Source organism: Catenibacillus scindens (genome assembly GCF_014202115.1).
GTDB lineage: Bacteria > Bacillota > Clostridia > Lachnospirales > Lachnospiraceae > Catenibacillus > Catenibacillus scindens.
Genome location: NZ_JACHFW010000001.1, coordinates 635,965 through 652,500 on the forward strand (window position 1 = coordinate 635,965; position 16,536 = coordinate 652,500).

The following is a 16,536-nucleotide window of genomic DNA, read 5'->3' on the forward strand; positions in this document are numbered from 1 at the left end:
CATGGTCCGCTCCCGGCGGTGCCACCACACAGGAAAGCCTATTGGCGGCTTTCACAGTATCTTAACAGTTCACGTGTGTTGTTCGTTAGCAGAAAAATCTGTACGTTTCCAATTATACCAGAGATACCTGTTTATTAAACCTTAACGATTGTATCACAACAATCCGTTTTCGTCAATTTATAGATTTGCAGCAATTCAGCCATTGGAAATAGCCCGGAGTAGGGGAACTTTACATAGATTTCTCCAAAATCCTCTTTATATAAGCGCCGGTATAGGATTGAGGAACCTGAGCCACCTGCTCCGGCGTGCCTTTGGCGATAACGGTTCCGCCACGGTCGCCGCCATTGGGACCAATATCAATAATGTAGTCTGCGGTCTTGATCACATCAAGATTATGCTCAATGACGATGACCGTATTTCCTCCTTCTGCCAGCCGGTGAAGAATATCAATCAGTTTATGGACATCCGCGAAATGAAGCCCGGTGGTGGGCTCATCCAAAATATACACCGTCTTTCCCGTGCTGCGGCGGCTCAACTCTGTGGCCAGCTTCACCCGCTGGGCCTCACCGCCGGAAAGCTGAGTTGATGGCTGCCCCAGCTTAATATAGGATAACCCCACATCATTAAGCGTCTCCAGCTTGCGCCGTATAGAAGGTACATTTTCAAAAAATGCGAGTGCCTCCTCCACAGTCATATCCAGAACGTCGTAAATATTCTTGCCTTTATACTTCACTTCCAGCGTCTCCCGGTTATACCTCTTTCCCCGGCAAACCTCGCAGGGCACATAAATATCAGACAAAAAGTGCATCTCAATCTTGATAATACCATCGCCAGCGCAGGCTTCGCAGCGGCCGCCCTTCACATTAAAGCTGAACCTGCCCTTTTTATATCCCCGCTCCTTGGCGTCTGTAGTCGCCGCGAAAAGATCCCGGATCATATCAAACACCCCGGTGTAAGTTGCTGGATTAGACCGGGGCGTCCGCCCAATGGGCGACTGATCAATGTCGATCACCTTGTCCAACTGTTCAATCCCCTCAATGGCTCTGTGCTTGCCCGGCCGGGCTGTCCTCGAATGATTCAGGTCTCTCGCCAGCCGTTTATAAAGGATCTCATTGACAAGAGAACTCTTGCCTGAGCCAGACACGCCGGTAACGCAGGTAAACACCCCAAGAGGGAACTTTACGTCTATATTTTTAAGGTTGTTCTCACGGGCGCCTCTCACGGTCAGCCAGCCTGTAGGCTTTCTACGGATCTTTGGCACCGGAATCTTTATTCTTCCGCTGAGATAAGCGCCGGTGAGTGAATCTTTATTGTCCATAATATCCTGAGCTGTACCCTGAGCCACCACATATCCCCCGTGTTCTCCGGCTCCCGGTCCGATATCCACAATGTAGTCCGCCTCCAGCATGGTATCCTCGTCATGTTCCACAACAATCAGGGTATTTCCCAGATCTCTCAGATTTTTTAAAGTCTTGAGGAGCTTATCATTATCTTTCTGATGAAGACCGATGCTGGGCTCATCCAGAATATAGGCCACACCCACAAGCCCGGAACCGATCTGAGTGGCCAGACGGATGCGCTGGGCCTCACCGCCGGACAAAGTAGCGGTAGCCCGGGACAGCATCAGGTAATCCAGCCCCACATCAATGAGAAATCCCACACGGGAACGGATCTCCCGAATGATCTGGTCGCCAATCAAACGCTGCTGATGGGTCAGATCCATATGTTCCATAAAATCCGACAGTTCCAGCATAGACATATCTGTAAGCTGTGAAATATTTTTATCACATACCGTTACTGCCAGCGCTTCTTTTTTGAGACGCCGCCCGCCGCACTCGGTACATGGGGTAATAGTCATAAAATTCTCATACTCCTGCTTGAGGGTCTCGGAGCTTGTCTCACGATAACGGCGCTCCATATTTTTAATCAGGCCGTCAAAAGCCACATCGTAAACCCCCTGACCTCTCTGCCCTCTGTAATGAACCTTCACCTCATGACCGTTAGTTCCATGGATGAGGATATTCTTAATATTCTCCGGATAATCCTGGAAAGGTGTGTTCAGGTCAAAATCATATTCCTTTGCCAGAGCAACGAGGATAGCATGGGTGAAACTGGAACTGTCTGTGGCTGACTGCCACCCCATAGCTACAATGGCTCCCTGGGCAATACTTAACGACTTATCCGGAATCATGAGGTCCGCGTCAAACTCCATTCGATAGCCAAGACCGGCGCAGACCGGGCAGGCGCCAAAAGGGTTATTGAAGGAGAACACTCTCGGCTCAATCTCATCCAGACTGATCCCGCAGTCCGGGCAGGAGAAGCTCTGGCTGAAAGTCATCGGCTCGCCGCCGATCACGTCCACGATCACCAGACCTTCTGCCAGCTTGAGAGCGTTCTCCAGGGAATCGGTCAGACGCTTTTCAATGCCCTCCCGGATGGCCAGACGATCCACAACGATCTCAATGTTATGCTTTTTATTTTTCTCAAGTTTAATCTCTTCAGACAGATCGTAAAGGTTCCCATCCACCATAACCCGGACATAGCCGCTGCGCCGGGCATTCTCAAAAAGCTTTACATGCTCGCCCTTGCGCCCCCGGACAACCGGAGCTAAAACCTGGAATCGGGTCCGCTCCGGAAGAGCCATCACCGCGTCCACCATCTGATCAACGGTCTGCTTCTTGATCTCCTTGCCGCACTTAGGACAGTGGGGTATGCCAATTCTGGCGTATAACAGCCTGAGATAGTCATAAATCTCCGTCACTGTACCTACAGTGGAGCGGGGATTCCGGTTGGTAGATTTCTGATCAATGGAAATGGCCGGCGGAAGTCCGGTAATACTGTCCACATTCGGCTTCTCCATCTGCCCCAGGAACTGACGGGCGTAGGAAGATAAAGACTCCATATAGCGCCGCTGCCCCTCCGCATATATTGTGTCAAAGGCCAGGGAAGACTTTCCCGACCCGGAAAGGCCGGTCAGAACCACAAGCTCGTTTCTCGGAATCCGGATGTCGATGCCTTTCAGATTATGCTCTCTGGCCCCTTTAATTGTAATATATTCTTTAACAATATCTTTTTTTGCCATAGTCATTCCTCTTTCAACAAATCGTAACAGCTTTGCCCGAACCATTCAGACGATAAACTGTTACAACAAATCTGCTGCTGTGTAGTTCTCAGTATAGCATAGGCCGCAAAAAAGTTCAAACATTTGTTCGTTTTAAAAGGTCACAAAGATAAGGGCAGTTTTCGCACATTTTTTATGCAAAAACTGCCCTTTTGTCTGTCACCGCTCTATTAATGACCACAGCCTTGTCCGTCATGGCCGCCGCATTCATGACCTCCATGACCGCCGCACTGGTGATCACCATGGCCATGGCATTCGTGTTCCCCGTGATGTTCATGATGGCTGCACACTGTATCCGGATTATAATTGAGATTACCGGCCAGGAAAGACTCTACCTGAGCGTCAGCATCCCCGCTGGCTCCCGGAAATAAACGGATGCCTGCAGCCGCCAGCGCGTTGCGGGCCCCTCCGCCAATACCGCCGCAGATCAGCACATCTACGCCCTGGTCTTTAAGAAATCCGGCCAGGGCTCCATGGCCGCTGCCATTAGTATCCACCACACGGCATTCTTTGATCTTTCCATCCTCCACAGTGTAGATCTTAAATTGGCTGGAATGGCCAAAATGCTGAAAAACCTGTCCATTTTCATAAGTTACACCGATTGTCATATTCAATTCTCCTCTCTGAAATTTCTCTTGTTTTCCGTTGCCCAAAACCTGATCTGAAGTTCTGGTATCCACTACATAATTTCCTCCGCCGATTTTCAGGCTGGCAGCCTCCACCAAAAACCTTGCCAGCTTCTGCCGCGCACCCATATACAACGCCTGTACCGTCGCCCGGCCCACATTCATACGTCCGGCGGCCTCCTCCTGGGTCATCCCCATATAGTCAATCAGGCGGATCGTCTCATACTCCTCACAATTCATACAGATTTGCGGGGAACTTTTCCCTAAAACAGAAGTTTCTCCCTCACCATCATCGTCTTTACACGAAACAAACAGCGTACAGGAAGGAATCTTACCAACAATTTTCGGTTTATTTGGCCGCGGCATTGCAGCGCCTCCTCTCCAAAGTTTATTAACATATGTTTATAATATATCTTTTATTGGAATATGTCAATAATTTTCTGTAAGTAAACTTGCGCCGTATTTTTATTAAACCAGCCGCATGGCTGAATAGTTACCTCTGTTTTTCAAAAATTTTCCCCAAATAGATGTTTTTATGTAAAATATATGTTAAAATAAATTTTAAATAACTATCTTAATGCAAATGGCGTCAGACTGACTGCCGCCTGAAATAATATGACAAAGACATCAAAAGGTATTTTGACACTTGTATCATGACATCAGGAAACGGAGCGAACAATCACTATGCCATCTTTGGGGAATCAGGAATATATACGTGACATGAACAGCCGGCTGGTCCTCCAGCACATCATACACCATGGACCTATATCCAGGGCAGACATTTCAAAGGCTCTGGGACTGACAAAGGCCACAGTTTCTTCCATTGTACAGACGTTTATTGATGACGGTTACGTCTGGGAAATCGGCAGCCTGGATACAACAAAAGGCCGCAAACCCATTCTTCTCCAATTTAACGGGAACTGTGGATTCACTCTGTCGGTGTATCTGGATGTGGATGCCACATCTATACTCATTGCCAGCCTCACCGGAGAACAGCGGCAGTTTTTTTCTTATCCAGGCATTTCAGGGAATCCAAGCCCGCTTGAAAAACTGTGCGAATACATTCAGGACGCCATGAGCCACTGCCCGCCCTCCCGCTATCACATTGTAGGGATCGCTGTTGGCGTTCTCGGAGTTGTCCACAAAAACCGGATTGAGTTTACCCCATACTATGATCTAAACTGCCCGGACCTTGGCGACCTTCTGGAACAGCGTTTTCATATTCCAGTGTATATTGAGAATGAGGCCAACCTTGCGGCCCAGGGAGAACGGACATTTTTCCATTTTTATCCCAACCTGATCAATCTAAACATCCACGCCGGTATAGGTATGGGTATTATTCTGGATCACCGCCTTTATACCGGTCAAAACGGATACGCCGGAGAGTTTGGCCACACCATCATTGAGCCCGGCGGGAAGCCCTGTCCCTGCGGAAACCGGGGCTGCATCGAACAGTATGCATCCCGCAGAGCCATTGTATCCATGTTTCGTGAGATCACCAGGGATCCTCAGATGACCGCTGCAGATCTGTGCCGCGCCTACAATAAAGGGCGTCCGGAAGCTGTCCGCTGTATTGATATTTTTGTGCGGTACATGGCCATCGCCCTCAACAATATCCTCAATATTTTCAATCCGGATATTGTGATTATCAACAGCGATTTTACCACTGGCATTCCCGGACTGACCGATGAAATATCCCGGCATATGCGCAACACATTTAACCGAAACTGCACTTTTGTGCCTGCGTCCCAGGATCAGGAAACAGTGATTCTTCTGGGCGGATGCTGCGTCTGCGCCAAAAAATTTCTCAAGATCAAAGATCTCCAGTTAAAAACATAAATCCACACAGTCAAGTTAAATACCCCGCAGCAAGCTGACGGGGTATAAAAACAGTCAACACAGCGTAAGCTTCAGGGCTTTGGTTTTCTCTTCGCTGCGGTTGCATTAATAAAGGGAGCGCCATTAGTCATCGTGGCGCTCCCAGCTATTTTCATAAGTTTCACAAAAACGGGCGGCAAATGAAGGCGGCTCGTCATTGGCATAGAGATGAGAAATATCCGCAAATCCGTTCATCCGGAAATAGGCGATGCCTTGCCGCCGCTCTTCCGTGATCAGCGTTGTCACTGATGACGGAGGCGCGCAGAACCCATGCCACAAAACCATGGGGGAAATATTCAGCAGATGGGAAAGCAGCACGCACTCCACTCCAAAATGGCAGAAAAACGCGATGGCGTCATTACTGGCATTAACCGCACGATAGAAATGCCCGTCCCGGACATAGCCGTGGTCTTTCAAAACCTGATCCAGCCCATCAACTACCCAGTCATATTCCTCCTTAACCCGTCCCTGGGCCATGACCGGCACATCATACCACTGGTCATAACTAAAAAAACGCTCCTCACGGGTCCAGTCCTGAGGCAGCCAGTCCCAGGCAATCTTCTGGTGATCTCTCACATCCGGCCGCCATATATGAGTATCAAACTCTCTCAGCCACAAACACTCTCTTCCTGCGATCCCTATCTTTTTAAGAGTGAGGGATGCCGTATCTTTGGCCCGCCCCAAAGGGGACACATAGGCCGCCTTAATCCCCGCATTTTCAAGACGTCTGGAAAGATACTCCGCCTCCCGCCAGCCCTTAGGGGTCAGAGAATCCCGCTCATAATCCGGATCCCCGTGTCTTACAATCAATAATTTCATAACATTCTCCTTTGTGCCCGGCTTCTCCCATCATAAAGTAGTCTTTCACCCGCTCCGCCTTTATCAGGATCAAACTTTAAACCGGTAGCCAACACCCCAGATTGTCTCTATATACTGGGGTTTAGATGTGTTAAACTCAATCTTTTCCCGGATCTTTTTAATATGGACGGTGACTGTGGCAATATCGCCCACAGACTCCATATCCCAGATCTTGCTGAAAAGCTCTTCCTTGGTAAATACATGGTTTGGATTTTCCGCCAGGAAAGTCAGCAGATCAAACTCTTTGGTAGTAAAAGCCTTCTCCTCACCGTTAACATAGACCCTGCGGGCCGTCTTGTCAATTTTAATTCCGCGAATCTCAATCACTTCGTTCTTTTTCGCGCCGCTGCCTACAAGGCGATCATACCGGGCCAGGTGAGCCTTAACTCTGGCCACAAGCTCGCTGGGGCTAAATGGTTTTGTAATATAATCGTCGGCGCCTAGGCCCAGGCCCCGGATCTTGTCAATATCCTCTTTTTTAGCTGAGACTAAAATAATGGGGATGTTTTTCACTTCCCGCACTTTTTTGCACACGTCAAAGCCGTCCATATTTGGAAGCATTAAATCGAGGATGATCAGATCCACATTTTCTCTGAGGGCCGTTTCCAGTCCTTTATCGCCGGTTTCTTCTATAATCACATTAAAACCGCTCAGTTCCAGATAATCCTTCTCAAGCTCTGCTATGCTGATCTCGTCTTCAATAATTAATATCTTACTCATCAATTTTATGCTCCTCATATTTTCTCAGGACAAAACAGATGCTTGTCCCTATATTTTCTTTGCTGGTAGCCCAGATACGGCCGCCATGCTCCTCAATAATCTTCTTAGCGATGGAAAGTCCCAGGCCACTGCCGCTTTGAGCAGAATTTCGGGATGCGTCCGCCCGGTAAAGGCGCTCAAAGATATGGCCGATATCTTCTTTGGCAATCCCTTTGCCATTGTCCTCAATCTCGATCTGGACAAATTCCGCCTCCTCCCGGATACGGATGTTAATAATCCCCTTTTTATTACCAATATATTTGGATGAATTATTCACAATATTAATGATCACCCGTTTAAGCTGCTCCGGGTCTGCGATAATGACCACATCTTTGTCAGCGTAATTAAAAAATCCCAGGTCAATATTTTTCCGCTCTAAGTCCATGCTGATCTCCTCAACACAGTCCTGAAAATAGTCGTTAAGATTAAGTTTAATAAAAGAATACGGCACTGAATTGCTGTCCAACTTGGAATAAAGAAACAATTCTTCAATCATCTTTTCCATATCCGTAGCCTTTGTGTAAACAGTCTTCAAGTACCTCTCCGACTTCTCCGGCGTATCCGCCACACCGTCCATGATCCCTTCAATATAGCCTTTGATGGCTGTAATCGGAGTCTTTAAGTCATGGGAAATATTGCTGATCAGCTCTTTATTTTCCCGCTCGTACTGCATACTGATATCAATTTGCTCTTTCAGCTTTTGGCGCATCTCCTCAAAGGCAATGCACAGTTCACCGATCTCGTCATTGGTTTCCGCTTTCACATTAAAGTTCAAGTTTCCTTCTTTAATATTCTCAGTGGCCGCTTTTAAAAGGCCGATAGGCTTGATAATACTTTTATAAAGCCACATCGTCAACACTGCCCCGCACAAGACAAGGACGGCAATGGCCAGCACAATCCACTGGAGCGCCGATGAGCGAAGCTGGGGAACCATAGCGGAAAGGTTCGTCACAATACATACCCTGCCGCTGCTGCCATCAGGGAAAGTAAATCCCATCTGGGTCAGATGATAAGGAACAGGATCAGGGACGTAAATATTCCCTTCCCCAATGTCCAGCTCCAAATATGCCTCATCGAGATAATCTTTCTCCGATTCCGGTTTCCCGGAATAGATCGTCTCGCCATTTTTCCTCACAATTAAATAAGAGGAATATCCCATCAGCTCTGAATTGACAGACTGAAGATATTCCATATTCTCAAGTTTCTCAGGCTCCGACGCCATAACTTCATCAAGTTCTGACTTGATGCTGCTTGTCAGGCTCCCTAATATTTCCATAGGATTTGTAAGCATATCCACGCTACCATCTGAAACGTCATAGCGCTTCTGCAATGAGTTTGATCCCAGCATACTTACAGCATAGGTGACAGCGCATATCAGTAAAACAGGAACAATACACAATAAGAAATAAGAAATCTTAATTCGGGTAAAAAGTTTCAAACGATCACCTTTTTCTATGTGAAATCCCGCCTAAAAGCAGACTTCTCCCTGCCTTTAGTCTCTTTTTGATTATAGCATACTTGATAAAAAGAGTGTCTAAACAATTTCATATATTTATAAACTTTTTATTAATTCAAGACTCACAGGTCGCATATCCGGCGGAGGGAAATTAACTTCCTCCCCTGATACTCATTTGTTACTCACGACCTATTGTGGTGGTAATCATCTTCCCACCGGATATACGAGGCAACATTTTCCGGTGAATAATAAAAGCCCCACAGACAGGCCGCGCTGCCGCAGCCGACTGTGGGACCTTCCCTCAAAGGGACCAGCCTCTTAGGGACAAGAAAATAGAAAATCCTGCATTCTTTATCCATGCAGAAGGTGCTGCATATAATCATGAGCATTGTTCTCGAAAGTATCATCCAGTTCTTCCAGACAAAGATCCGGATACCGGCGCAGCAGCGCCGTTTTTAAAATATGATCGGCCAACTTTGGATTCTTCGGCAAAAGCGGGCCGTGACTGTAGGTTGCAAACACATTTTTATAGCGGGCGCCCTCTGTCTTATCTTTGCCGTTATTTCCATAGCCGGCAAGCACTGTACCCATAGGCCGCACGCCTTGTCCAAGATAAGTCTTTCCGGAATGATTCTCAAAGCCCACCACGGTAAGATTGCCGTCCCCGGCTCCGCACTGATACATATAGTTTCCGATCATGCGCTCCTTCTCACCTACAGTGTACAGATCCAAAGCTCCGATGAAATCGCACTGCTGTCCATCCCATGTCTTATAATACTGGCCCAGCATCTGATATCCTCCGCAGATAGCCAAAAAGACTTTTTCCGCTTCAATGGCCTCAGTAATCTGCCTGGCTTTTCCCTGTGCCAGATCCTCCAGGAGAACCCCCTGTTCAAAATCCTGGCCGCCGCCAATAAAGAAGATATCATAGTCCTCATAATTCAGGGCATCGCCCACGGAAATTCCCGTCACCTGGGTTTTGATACCGCGCCATTCCATACGTTTAGTCATGCAGATAATATTTCCCCGGTCACCATAAAGATTTAAAATGTCCGGATATAAATGACAAATTCTCAATTCATACATTTTATTTTCTCCATTCTCAAGTATCCTGGCGCTTTATTCCCAAAACTCTTTAAAGCCAAACTTTTTGCTGATCTTCTCCCGAATATCCAACATAGCTGTATATGTCGGCATTATGTAAACCGGAGCATTCTGAAGAATCATCTGCTCAATAAGCTGATCGTAATCTTTGATCACCCGGATCTTCTCCATAGGAAGGCCGGTATATTTAAAGCGCATAGCCATCTCGTCGGCACGACGTCCAGTCACCCAGATTCCGGTAAGCCGTTCCTCCACTGTGTTCAGTTTTTCAAAATCCACATCCCAAATCCAGGAAATATCTGTTCCGTCAGCGTAGCGGTCATTAAGTGCCACCACAAAAAGGGCTGGCTGGGTCGTATTGCTCAAAAAGTTCAATACCTGATTACAACCGGCAGGGTTTTTGATCAGGATCATGCGGATATCTGTATTTTCAATGGTAAATTTCTCCATGCGGCCAAAACCGCATTCAAAACTGTTTAATGCCGCAATAACTACTTCGTCCTTCAGTCCAAGAACATGACCTGCGGCCACCGTGGCAATTGCATTGTAAATATTATAGCCGCCGGGCAGATTAATGGTGGCCTGATAATGCTTTCCGCCCACCCGGATCTCGATCGTGGAAGCGTCGGCGGTACTTTCCAGCACTTTTTCCACAGCGATCTCTGTCTTTGGACGGTGATATCCACAATTAGGACACCGAAATCCACCCAAATGACCGTAAGTCACATAGTCGTAGACATACTCCGTCTTGCAGTGGATACAGTAGGGGGCGTCAGATACCTCATGGACACGGTTTTTATAAATCTCGCTTTCCACGCCGTAAAATACCACTTTATTGGAAATCTCATCTTTCATGGACACGGACAGAGAATCATCGGCATTAATACATACCACAGCGTTAGGAGAATTTTTAATGCCCGTGAGAATACTATTCAATGTGTGGGTCACTTCACCATACCGGTCAAGCTGATCCCTGAAAACATTGGTGACAACCACACACTTGGCGTCCACATACTTGCTAACGGTTTTAAATGCTGCCTCGTCGCACTCTACAAGGGCGACGTCATATTTATTTTTACCTCCAAGTGATGAATTCATGGCAAATTCCGCGGTAATACCGGGAAGCATATTTGCCCCAGATTTGTTAGCAAAATAACGTATTCCTGAGTCCGCCAGACTCTTTTCAATCATTCGCGATGTCGTTGTTTTTCCGTTGGTTCCAGTAACAATAATGGTAGTAACGCCTTGGGCCAGCTCTCCAAGGAGGGTCGGGTACAATTTCAGCGCCACCCGGCCGGGGACATTTGTTCCACCTTTTCCCAGCCATCTTAATATACTCCGCGACATCTTACAAGCTGCTACTGAAAGGATTGTTCTAATTTTCATAATGGTGATTATAGCACACCCCCCTGCTAAAAACAAGGCCGCCTTTTGGCGGAAACTTCCTCTCTGAAGCTCCCCCTCCAAAAGACGGCTCAAATTGCGTCACTAATTTTTACTGCTCATGCTCCTGTATAAAAGCAATGTTGGCCTTCTCGTACTGATTAAATACGGAAGCGTCAAAGGCATCAGGAGCGATCGTGCCGTTGTACCAGCTCTTTGATTCAAAATAAGCGCGGATATCTGGATCGTCAAACTGACGGCCATGGCGGGCATAGATCTCATTTCTTGCCAGAAGAAGTTCCCAGTCGCTCAGTCCGGCCAGATCCGCCTCAGTAAGATATCTGGTGCTGCTGTCCGGGCAGATATAATCATTCTTCGCCTCTTCTTCGCTCTGTCGGCGGGCCTCCTCCTCGCTTTGTCTGCGAGCCTCCTCCTCACTCTGGCGGGCCGCTTCTTCGCTCTCCTCCTGCCGGGCAAGAATAGCCATAGCTACCTGTTCCGCCCGATTAGCATATTCCTGGGCTCTCTCAATGGCCTGTTTAAAGTTTTTCGCTTCCACAAGCTCCGTAACTTCATCCAGACAGCTCTGAAGGGAGTTTTTCTCGTCATCGGTCATATTCTTCTCGTCAAGGCTATCGCCGGCGCTGAGGAAAGAATCAATCATTTCCTGATTTTTTTCCTCAAGCCCCTGAATCAGCTCCTCCATCTGCGAACGCATATTTTCAAGCTGGTCGCCGGCGCCATCATCAATGGCCTGCTGGAGACTTGCAAAAATATCATCCACATACTGCTGGAGATCCTCAGGGACATAGTACTGATCAGCGATCAGCTCCTGATATGTATTTTTAAGCTCCTCAAGAGATGTAATCTGATCAGTAATGGCCGTAAGCTGCTGACTCAGATCATTGATCCTCTCTTCCAGCTCGCTGATACTGCCCACATCACGGTTTTCAATAGCCTGCTGGCACTCTGCCATCAGATCGCTGACTGCGTCTTGAATACTTGTGTAATTGGACGAATCAAGCTGCTCCTCAAAACGTTCCACCGCGTCGCGGAAAGCAGCAATCTGCTGACTCCGGTTTCTCTGTATCATAATAAAAATAACGGCACCCGCAATGATAGCCACAACAAGAACTGCAATGATCACTATAAGGGCGATCATCCCGCCTTTCCCCTTCTTCGCCGGTTTTGGCTGATTCCCTCTGGTATTCTGGGGATTGGGTCCGGCATTTACAGGCCTGCTGCCAGGTGCCGCCCCCATTCCCGGCCCAGGTCCGGGAAAAAATGTCTGGGATGGCTGCCCGCCGGCTTCCTGGCCCTGCGCCCCTGAAAAATCCGGTCTTACCGGTGTCTGAGACGGACGGTCTTCATCTTCAATTTTCGCACCGCAATTGGTGCAAAACAGAGAATCATCATCAATGGAGCTGCCACAATTTGGACAAAACATACACTTACCCTCCTCTGCGATTTCGCCGCGCCCTGAAATTCAGAGCGCCGGAAAAAATTTCCGGCGGCAGTCACACCGCCGGTCCGTTGTTTATATGTTAGTTTACCACATCTGAAACGAATGTGCAATTCTTTGCAGCGCCTTCTTTTTTACGGCCTATTACTTCTTTTCCAGGCCAAAATACCTAGCGATGCCGGTGGCATCGGCAATACCCATAGCCTTTAGATTTTCGTCCTCCTTCAGCAGGGCGTTGTCATGGGGATTATCCATAAAAGCATGTTCCACAATAATTCCGGGAAAGCCTCGCTCTACACTTGTGCTGATGAGATAATACCAATCTTTTACATTTCCGTCATCGTAATAGCCCTTCTCCGGTTTTGTCCGGGTCAGGACGCCTCTCCCCGCGAGATCCACCTGTGTTGTCAGTTCCTCAAGAATACATTCCCCTAACTTCTGGCTTTCCTCATGGAAAGGGGAGTAAACAGTCACGTAAACCTCTGTGCCATTGGCCTCTGATGGATATCCCAGTCCGGTGGCATTATTATGTAAACTCACAAAAAGATCCGCTCCAACGCTCTCGGCATAGGCTGTCCTCCCTGTAACATCGTCAGAACCTTCCCCGTTGTCTGGACATGAGCCATCCTCACGGGTCATAAAGACCTCCACGCCCTTGTAAGTTTCCAGTTCCTCCCGGCAGGCCAGAGCAATCTTTAAGTTCAGGTCCTGTTCGTTAAATCCAAGATCGGGATGATTCCTTGAACAAATATCATCGTGTCCCGGATCAAGGACAATTCGGATGGGATCCGCCTCTGCTTCCGCCTCAGTCTCCGGCTCAATATCTATCTCAGTTTCAGCAGCGGTTTCTGATTCTGTCATGTTTTCCTCTACCGCCGCAGTTTCGGTTTCCGCCTTTGTCTGCGCCGCGCTGTCATCCACCTTCTGATTTTCACCTGCGCTCTGGCTCTGCTCCGCCGTCTGAATACCGCCGTCACTTTCAGTGGAGCTGTCGATTTCTGTCTCAATCTCAGCGCCTGCCGCTGTGTCATTCACCGGCGTCCGGGCCGGTGACAAAGTGCGAAACACAAGAAAAATAATGGCACAGAGTATGACCGCCAAAACAGCGATCACTCCGCAAAGCAGCCATTTTATCTTAGGATTCTTTTTCACGATCGCTACTCCTCCGTATTTTATTTCTTCCTCCACAGTATATCACATTGTCGCGCACCGCGCACCCCAAAGCGAAAAAATCCCAGAGGATTCATAATAGATTATCCCTCGCCGGCCGCAGCGTAAGCGCTTATAGTCTTACCGTGACGAATAAGAAAAAGCCCGGAACAGAAATAGATCTGTACCGGGCCGATAGCTTAAATCGCATGCTAAAATTATTTAATTGTAACTTTAGCGCCTTCTGCTTCAAATTTGGACTTGATGTCTTCTGCTTCTTCTTTGCTGACAGCTTCTTTGATAACCTTAGGAGCGCCGTCAACAGCTTCTTTAGCCTCTTTAAGGCCAAGACCTGTGATGTCACGAACAACTTTGATAACTTTAACTTTGTTCGGGCCAACTTCTGTAAGCTCAACGTCGAACTCAGTCTTTTCTTCTGCTGCTGCGCCTGCATCACCAGCGGCTGCTACAACAACACCAGCGGCTGCGGATACGCCAAATTCTTCTTCACATGCTTTTACTAATTCATTTAACTCTAAAACGGATAACTCTTTAATAGCTTCAATAAATTCAGCTGTTGTTAATTTTGCCATGATATTTTACCTCCAATTTTCAAATGGTTTAATAAATCCTGTTTTAACCAAGGGCTAAAACATCCATTAAGCAGCCGTTTCGTCCTTTTCAGCAATCTGCTTAATAACACGCGCAAAGTTTGCGATCGGAGCCTGGATACTTCCAAGCAGTCTTCCAAGAAGAACTTCTTTGGATGGGATGCTTGCGATTACTTCGATCATCTTCGCGTCGTAGAATGTACCTGCTACAACACCGCCCTTGAATTCAAGGTTCGGCATATCTTTAATGTTCTTCGCAAGGATTCTTGCCGGAGCTGTAGCGTCTTCTTTGCTTACCGCAATGGCTGTCGGTCCTTCAAGAAGATCGGCAACAGCTTCAAACTCTGTACCGGCAATGGCACGTTTGATGTAGGTATTTTTGAATACCTTGTATGTCACGCCACCTTCTCTTAACGCTTTACGAAGTTTTGTATCTTCTTCTACTGTAAGTCCACGGTAGTCAACAATGACCATCGCCTGAGCGCCGTCAAGTAAAGAAGAAATCTCTTCGATAATCGGCTGTTTTAATTCTACTTTTGCCATTCTGGTCGCACCTCCTTATAAAGTCGCAACAGTTTAGCCAGCTCTATTTCTGATAGCTGAACTGTTACGCAAAATCAATGCCCCACACACGGTGAGAACTGCCTTTATAAGCGCCGGTTTTCGTCCGGTCTTAGAAAAAGGAAACGCCCCTTCGTCCAAAAGACAAAGAGGCGTAAATCACTATAAGAAATGCTCATAAGAGCGCGCTTATAATCTTCCTCGGCAGGCGTTTTCAAACTTATGCCTTACGGCACCTGCTGTCTTTGGCAGCATTCGCTTTGCTAGTATAGCATAATATATATCGGTTGTCAATCACAAACCGCAGATTTTTTAAGCCAGTTTAACAGTGTTGATCTTAATGCCAGGGCCCATTGTAGAAGAAATTACAACGCTTCTTAAATACTGGCCTTTGGCTGCTGCTGGTTTTGCCTTAATGATTGCACCCATTAATGTATGGAAGTTGTCCGCTAATTGTTCTTCGGTAAAGGAAGCCTTTCCAACTGGAACATGGATAATATTTGTCTTATCCAGTCTGTACTCAATCTTACCGGCTTTGATATCGTTGACAGCTTTTGTAACATCCATTGTTACTGTACCAGCCTTCGGGTTTGGCATTAAGCCTTTAGGTCCAAGGATACGGCCCAGACGACCTACAACACCCATCATATCCGGTGTAGCAACAACAACGTCAAAGTCTAACCAGCCTTCGTTCTGGATTCTCGGAATCAGCTCCTCGCCGCCTACATAATCTGCGCCGGCAGCTTCCGCCTCGGCAACCTTGTCGCCTTTGGCAAATACAAGAACGCGTACAGTCTTACCTGTTCCATGAGGTAATACAACTGCGCCACGTACCTGCTGATCTGCGTGACGTCCATCAACGCCCAGACGAATGTGAGCTTCGATTGTCTCATCAAATTTTGCGCTGGCAGCCTTTTTAACAAGAGCCACTGCTTCTTCTACATCATAAAGATTGGAGCGGTCTACTAACTTTGTAGCCTCAACATATCTCTTACCTTTTTTCATTATAAAATCCTCCTTGTGGTCATATCGGGAGCGACCCTCCCACGATTGTTTGCAACAAACTTAATCCCTGCGAAAGGATCAGTCTTCTACTGTGATACCCATGCTTCTCGCTGTTCCGGCGATCATGCTCATAGCAGCCTCAAGGCTTGCAGCATTTAAGTCCGGCATCTTTAACTCGGCGATCTTCTGGATCTCAGCTTTGGAAATGGAAGCAACTTTTGTCTTTTTCGGGTTCGCGGAACCAGACTGGATCTTGCAGGCTTTCTTTAATAAAACGGCTGCAGGCGGAGTCTTTGTAATGAAGCTGAAGCTTCTGTCGTTATATACAGTAATAACAACAGGAATGATCATTCCGTCCTGATCTGCAGTTCTTGCGTTAAATTCCTTTGTGAACTGAACAATATTTACACCATGCTGACCTAAAGCAGGACCAACTGGGGGTGCTGGTGTTGCCTTACCAGCAGGGATCTGTAATTTAATATATCCTGTTACTTTCTTTGCCATTTTAGGCACCTCCTGAATATTGTGGTAATGCGGGAATGTCCCTCCCACCGGCTCTCACG

14 protein-coding genes and 1 other annotated feature are annotated in these 16,536 nt (G+C 47.4%); of the genes, 1 reads left to right on the top strand and 13 read right to left on the bottom strand.

Annotated features, from left to right (window positions below; all coding sequences use genetic code 11):
- Positions 1-229 precede the first annotated feature (229 nt).
- Together uvrA and HNP82_RS02630 are read right to left on the bottom strand one after the other, a co-directional pair.
- Positions 230-3,082 carry an excinuclease ABC subunit UvrA gene (gene uvrA / locus HNP82_RS02625; protein ID WP_183771147.1) on the bottom strand — a complete coding sequence of 951 codons (2,853 nt, stop codon included), beginning with the start codon at positions 3,080-3,082 and terminating at the stop codon, positions 230-232.
- Between the two features lie 209 nt (positions 3,083-3,291).
- On the bottom strand, positions 3,292-4,113 hold the full coding sequence (locus tag HNP82_RS02630; RefSeq protein WP_183771149.1) for a NifB/NifX family molybdenum-iron cluster-binding protein: 822 nt from the start codon (positions 4,111-4,113) through the stop codon (positions 3,292-3,294).
- Between the two features lie 318 nt (positions 4,114-4,431).
- Between HNP82_RS02630 and HNP82_RS02635 the strand changes: the two genes are divergently transcribed.
- On the top strand, positions 4,432-5,586 hold the full coding sequence (locus tag HNP82_RS02635; RefSeq protein ID WP_207720527.1) for an ROK family transcriptional regulator: 1,155 nt from the start codon (positions 4,432-4,434) through the stop codon (positions 5,584-5,586).
- A 123-nt stretch (positions 5,587-5,709) separates the two neighbouring features.
- Here the strand turns inward: HNP82_RS02635 and HNP82_RS02640 are convergent, their stop codons facing one another.
- The 11 genes from HNP82_RS02640 to rplK form a co-directional block, all read right to left on the bottom strand.
- Positions 5,710-6,444 carry a histidine phosphatase family protein gene (locus HNP82_RS02640; RefSeq protein ID WP_183771153.1) on the bottom strand — a complete coding sequence of 245 codons (735 nt, stop codon included), beginning with the start codon at positions 6,442-6,444 and terminating at the stop codon, positions 5,710-5,712.
- A gap of 69 nt (positions 6,445-6,513) precedes the next feature.
- Positions 6,514-7,203 carry a response regulator transcription factor gene (locus HNP82_RS02645; RefSeq protein WP_183771155.1) on the bottom strand — a complete coding sequence of 230 codons (690 nt, stop codon included), beginning with the start codon at positions 7,201-7,203 and terminating at the stop codon, positions 6,514-6,516.
- Positions 7,196-8,572, bottom strand: a complete 1,377-nt coding sequence (locus tag HNP82_RS02650) for a sensor histidine kinase (protein ID WP_243164606.1) — start codon at positions 8,570-8,572, stop codon at positions 7,196-7,198. The genes HNP82_RS02645 and HNP82_RS02650 overlap by 8 nt, the downstream gene beginning before the upstream one ends.
- 477 nt (positions 8,573-9,049) lie before the next feature.
- Positions 9,050-9,784, bottom strand: coding sequence for a type 1 glutamine amidotransferase (locus tag HNP82_RS02655; RefSeq protein ID WP_183771160.1), 735 nt, complete (start codon positions 9,782-9,784; stop codon positions 9,050-9,052).
- A 33-nt stretch (positions 9,785-9,817) separates the two neighbouring features.
- The gene (locus HNP82_RS02660) at positions 9,818-11,149 is read right to left on the bottom strand and encodes a MurT ligase domain-containing protein (RefSeq protein WP_243164607.1); all 1,332 of its coding nucleotides are present in this window, start codon (positions 11,147-11,149) and stop codon (positions 9,818-9,820) included.
- A gap of 148 nt (positions 11,150-11,297) precedes the next feature.
- Positions 11,298-12,632: a YARHG domain-containing protein gene (locus HNP82_RS02665; protein WP_183771279.1), complete on the bottom strand. Its 1,335-nt coding sequence runs from the start codon at positions 12,630-12,632 to the stop codon at positions 11,298-11,300.
- A gap of 159 nt (positions 12,633-12,791) precedes the next feature.
- Positions 12,792-13,799 carry an N-acetylmuramoyl-L-alanine amidase family protein gene (locus HNP82_RS02670; protein ID WP_183771164.1) on the bottom strand — a complete coding sequence of 336 codons (1,008 nt, stop codon included), beginning with the start codon at positions 13,797-13,799 and terminating at the stop codon, positions 12,792-12,794.
- A gap of 215 nt (positions 13,800-14,014) precedes the next feature.
- Positions 14,015-14,389: a 50S ribosomal protein L7/L12 gene (gene rplL, locus HNP82_RS02675; RefSeq protein ID WP_183771166.1), complete on the bottom strand. Its 375-nt coding sequence runs from the start codon at positions 14,387-14,389 to the stop codon at positions 14,015-14,017.
- A gap of 66 nt (positions 14,390-14,455) precedes the next feature.
- Positions 14,456-14,950 (bottom strand): 50S ribosomal protein L10, encoded by a 495-nt coding sequence (gene rplJ, locus HNP82_RS02680; RefSeq protein WP_183771168.1) that lies wholly within the window; start codon positions 14,948-14,950, stop codon positions 14,456-14,458.
- A 129-nt stretch (positions 14,951-15,079) separates the two neighbouring features.
- Positions 15,080-15,235 (bottom strand) — a sequence feature (ribosomal protein L10 leader region).
- A 45-nt stretch (positions 15,236-15,280) separates the two neighbouring features.
- Complete coding sequence (gene rplA, locus HNP82_RS02685) at positions 15,281-15,973, bottom strand: 50S ribosomal protein L1 (protein WP_183771170.1); 693 nt, start codon at positions 15,971-15,973, stop codon at positions 15,281-15,283.
- Between the two features lie 78 nt (positions 15,974-16,051).
- Complete coding sequence (rplK, locus tag HNP82_RS02690; protein WP_183771172.1) at positions 16,052-16,477, bottom strand: 50S ribosomal protein L11; 426 nt, start codon at positions 16,475-16,477, stop codon at positions 16,052-16,054.
- Between the last annotated feature and the right edge of the window lie 59 nt (positions 16,478-16,536).

Coding starts and splice junctions, on each gene's coding strand:
- rplL (WP_183771166.1), bottom strand. CDS start 14,389: ATGGCAAAATTAACAACAGCTGAATTTATTGAAGCTATTAAAGAGTTA.
- HNP82_RS02655 (WP_183771160.1), bottom strand. CDS start 9,784: ATGTATGAATTGAGAATTTGTCATTTATATCCGGACATTTTAAATCTT.
- HNP82_RS02640 (WP_183771153.1), bottom strand. CDS start 6,444: ATGAAATTATTGATTGTAAGACACGGGGATCCGGATTATGAGCGGGAT.
- uvrA (WP_183771147.1), bottom strand. CDS start 3,082: ATGGCAAAAAAAGATATTGTTAAAGAATATATTACAATTAAAGGGGCC.
- HNP82_RS02630 (WP_183771149.1), bottom strand. CDS start 4,113: ATGCCGCGGCCAAATAAACCGAAAATTGTTGGTAAGATTCCTTCCTGT.
- HNP82_RS02645 (WP_183771155.1), bottom strand. CDS start 7,203: ATGAGTAAGATATTAATTATTGAAGACGAGATCAGCATAGCAGAGCTT.
- rplA (WP_183771170.1), bottom strand. CDS start 15,973: ATGAAAAAAGGTAAGAGATATGTTGAGGCTACAAAGTTAGTAGACCGC.
- rplK (WP_183771172.1), bottom strand. CDS start 16,477: ATGGCAAAGAAAGTAACAGGATATATTAAATTACAGATCCCTGCTGGT.
- rplJ (WP_183771168.1), bottom strand. CDS start 14,950: ATGGCAAAAGTAGAATTAAAACAGCCGATTATCGAAGAGATTTCTTCT.
- HNP82_RS02660 (WP_243164607.1), bottom strand. CDS start 11,149: ATGTCGCGGAGTATATTAAGATGGCTGGGAAAAGGTGGAACAAATGTC.
- HNP82_RS02635 (WP_207720527.1), top strand. CDS start 4,432: ATGCCATCTTTGGGGAATCAGGAATATATACGTGACATGAACAGCCGG.
- HNP82_RS02665 (WP_183771279.1), bottom strand. CDS start 12,632: ATGTTTTGTCCAAATTGTGGCAGCTCCATTGATGATGATTCTCTGTTT.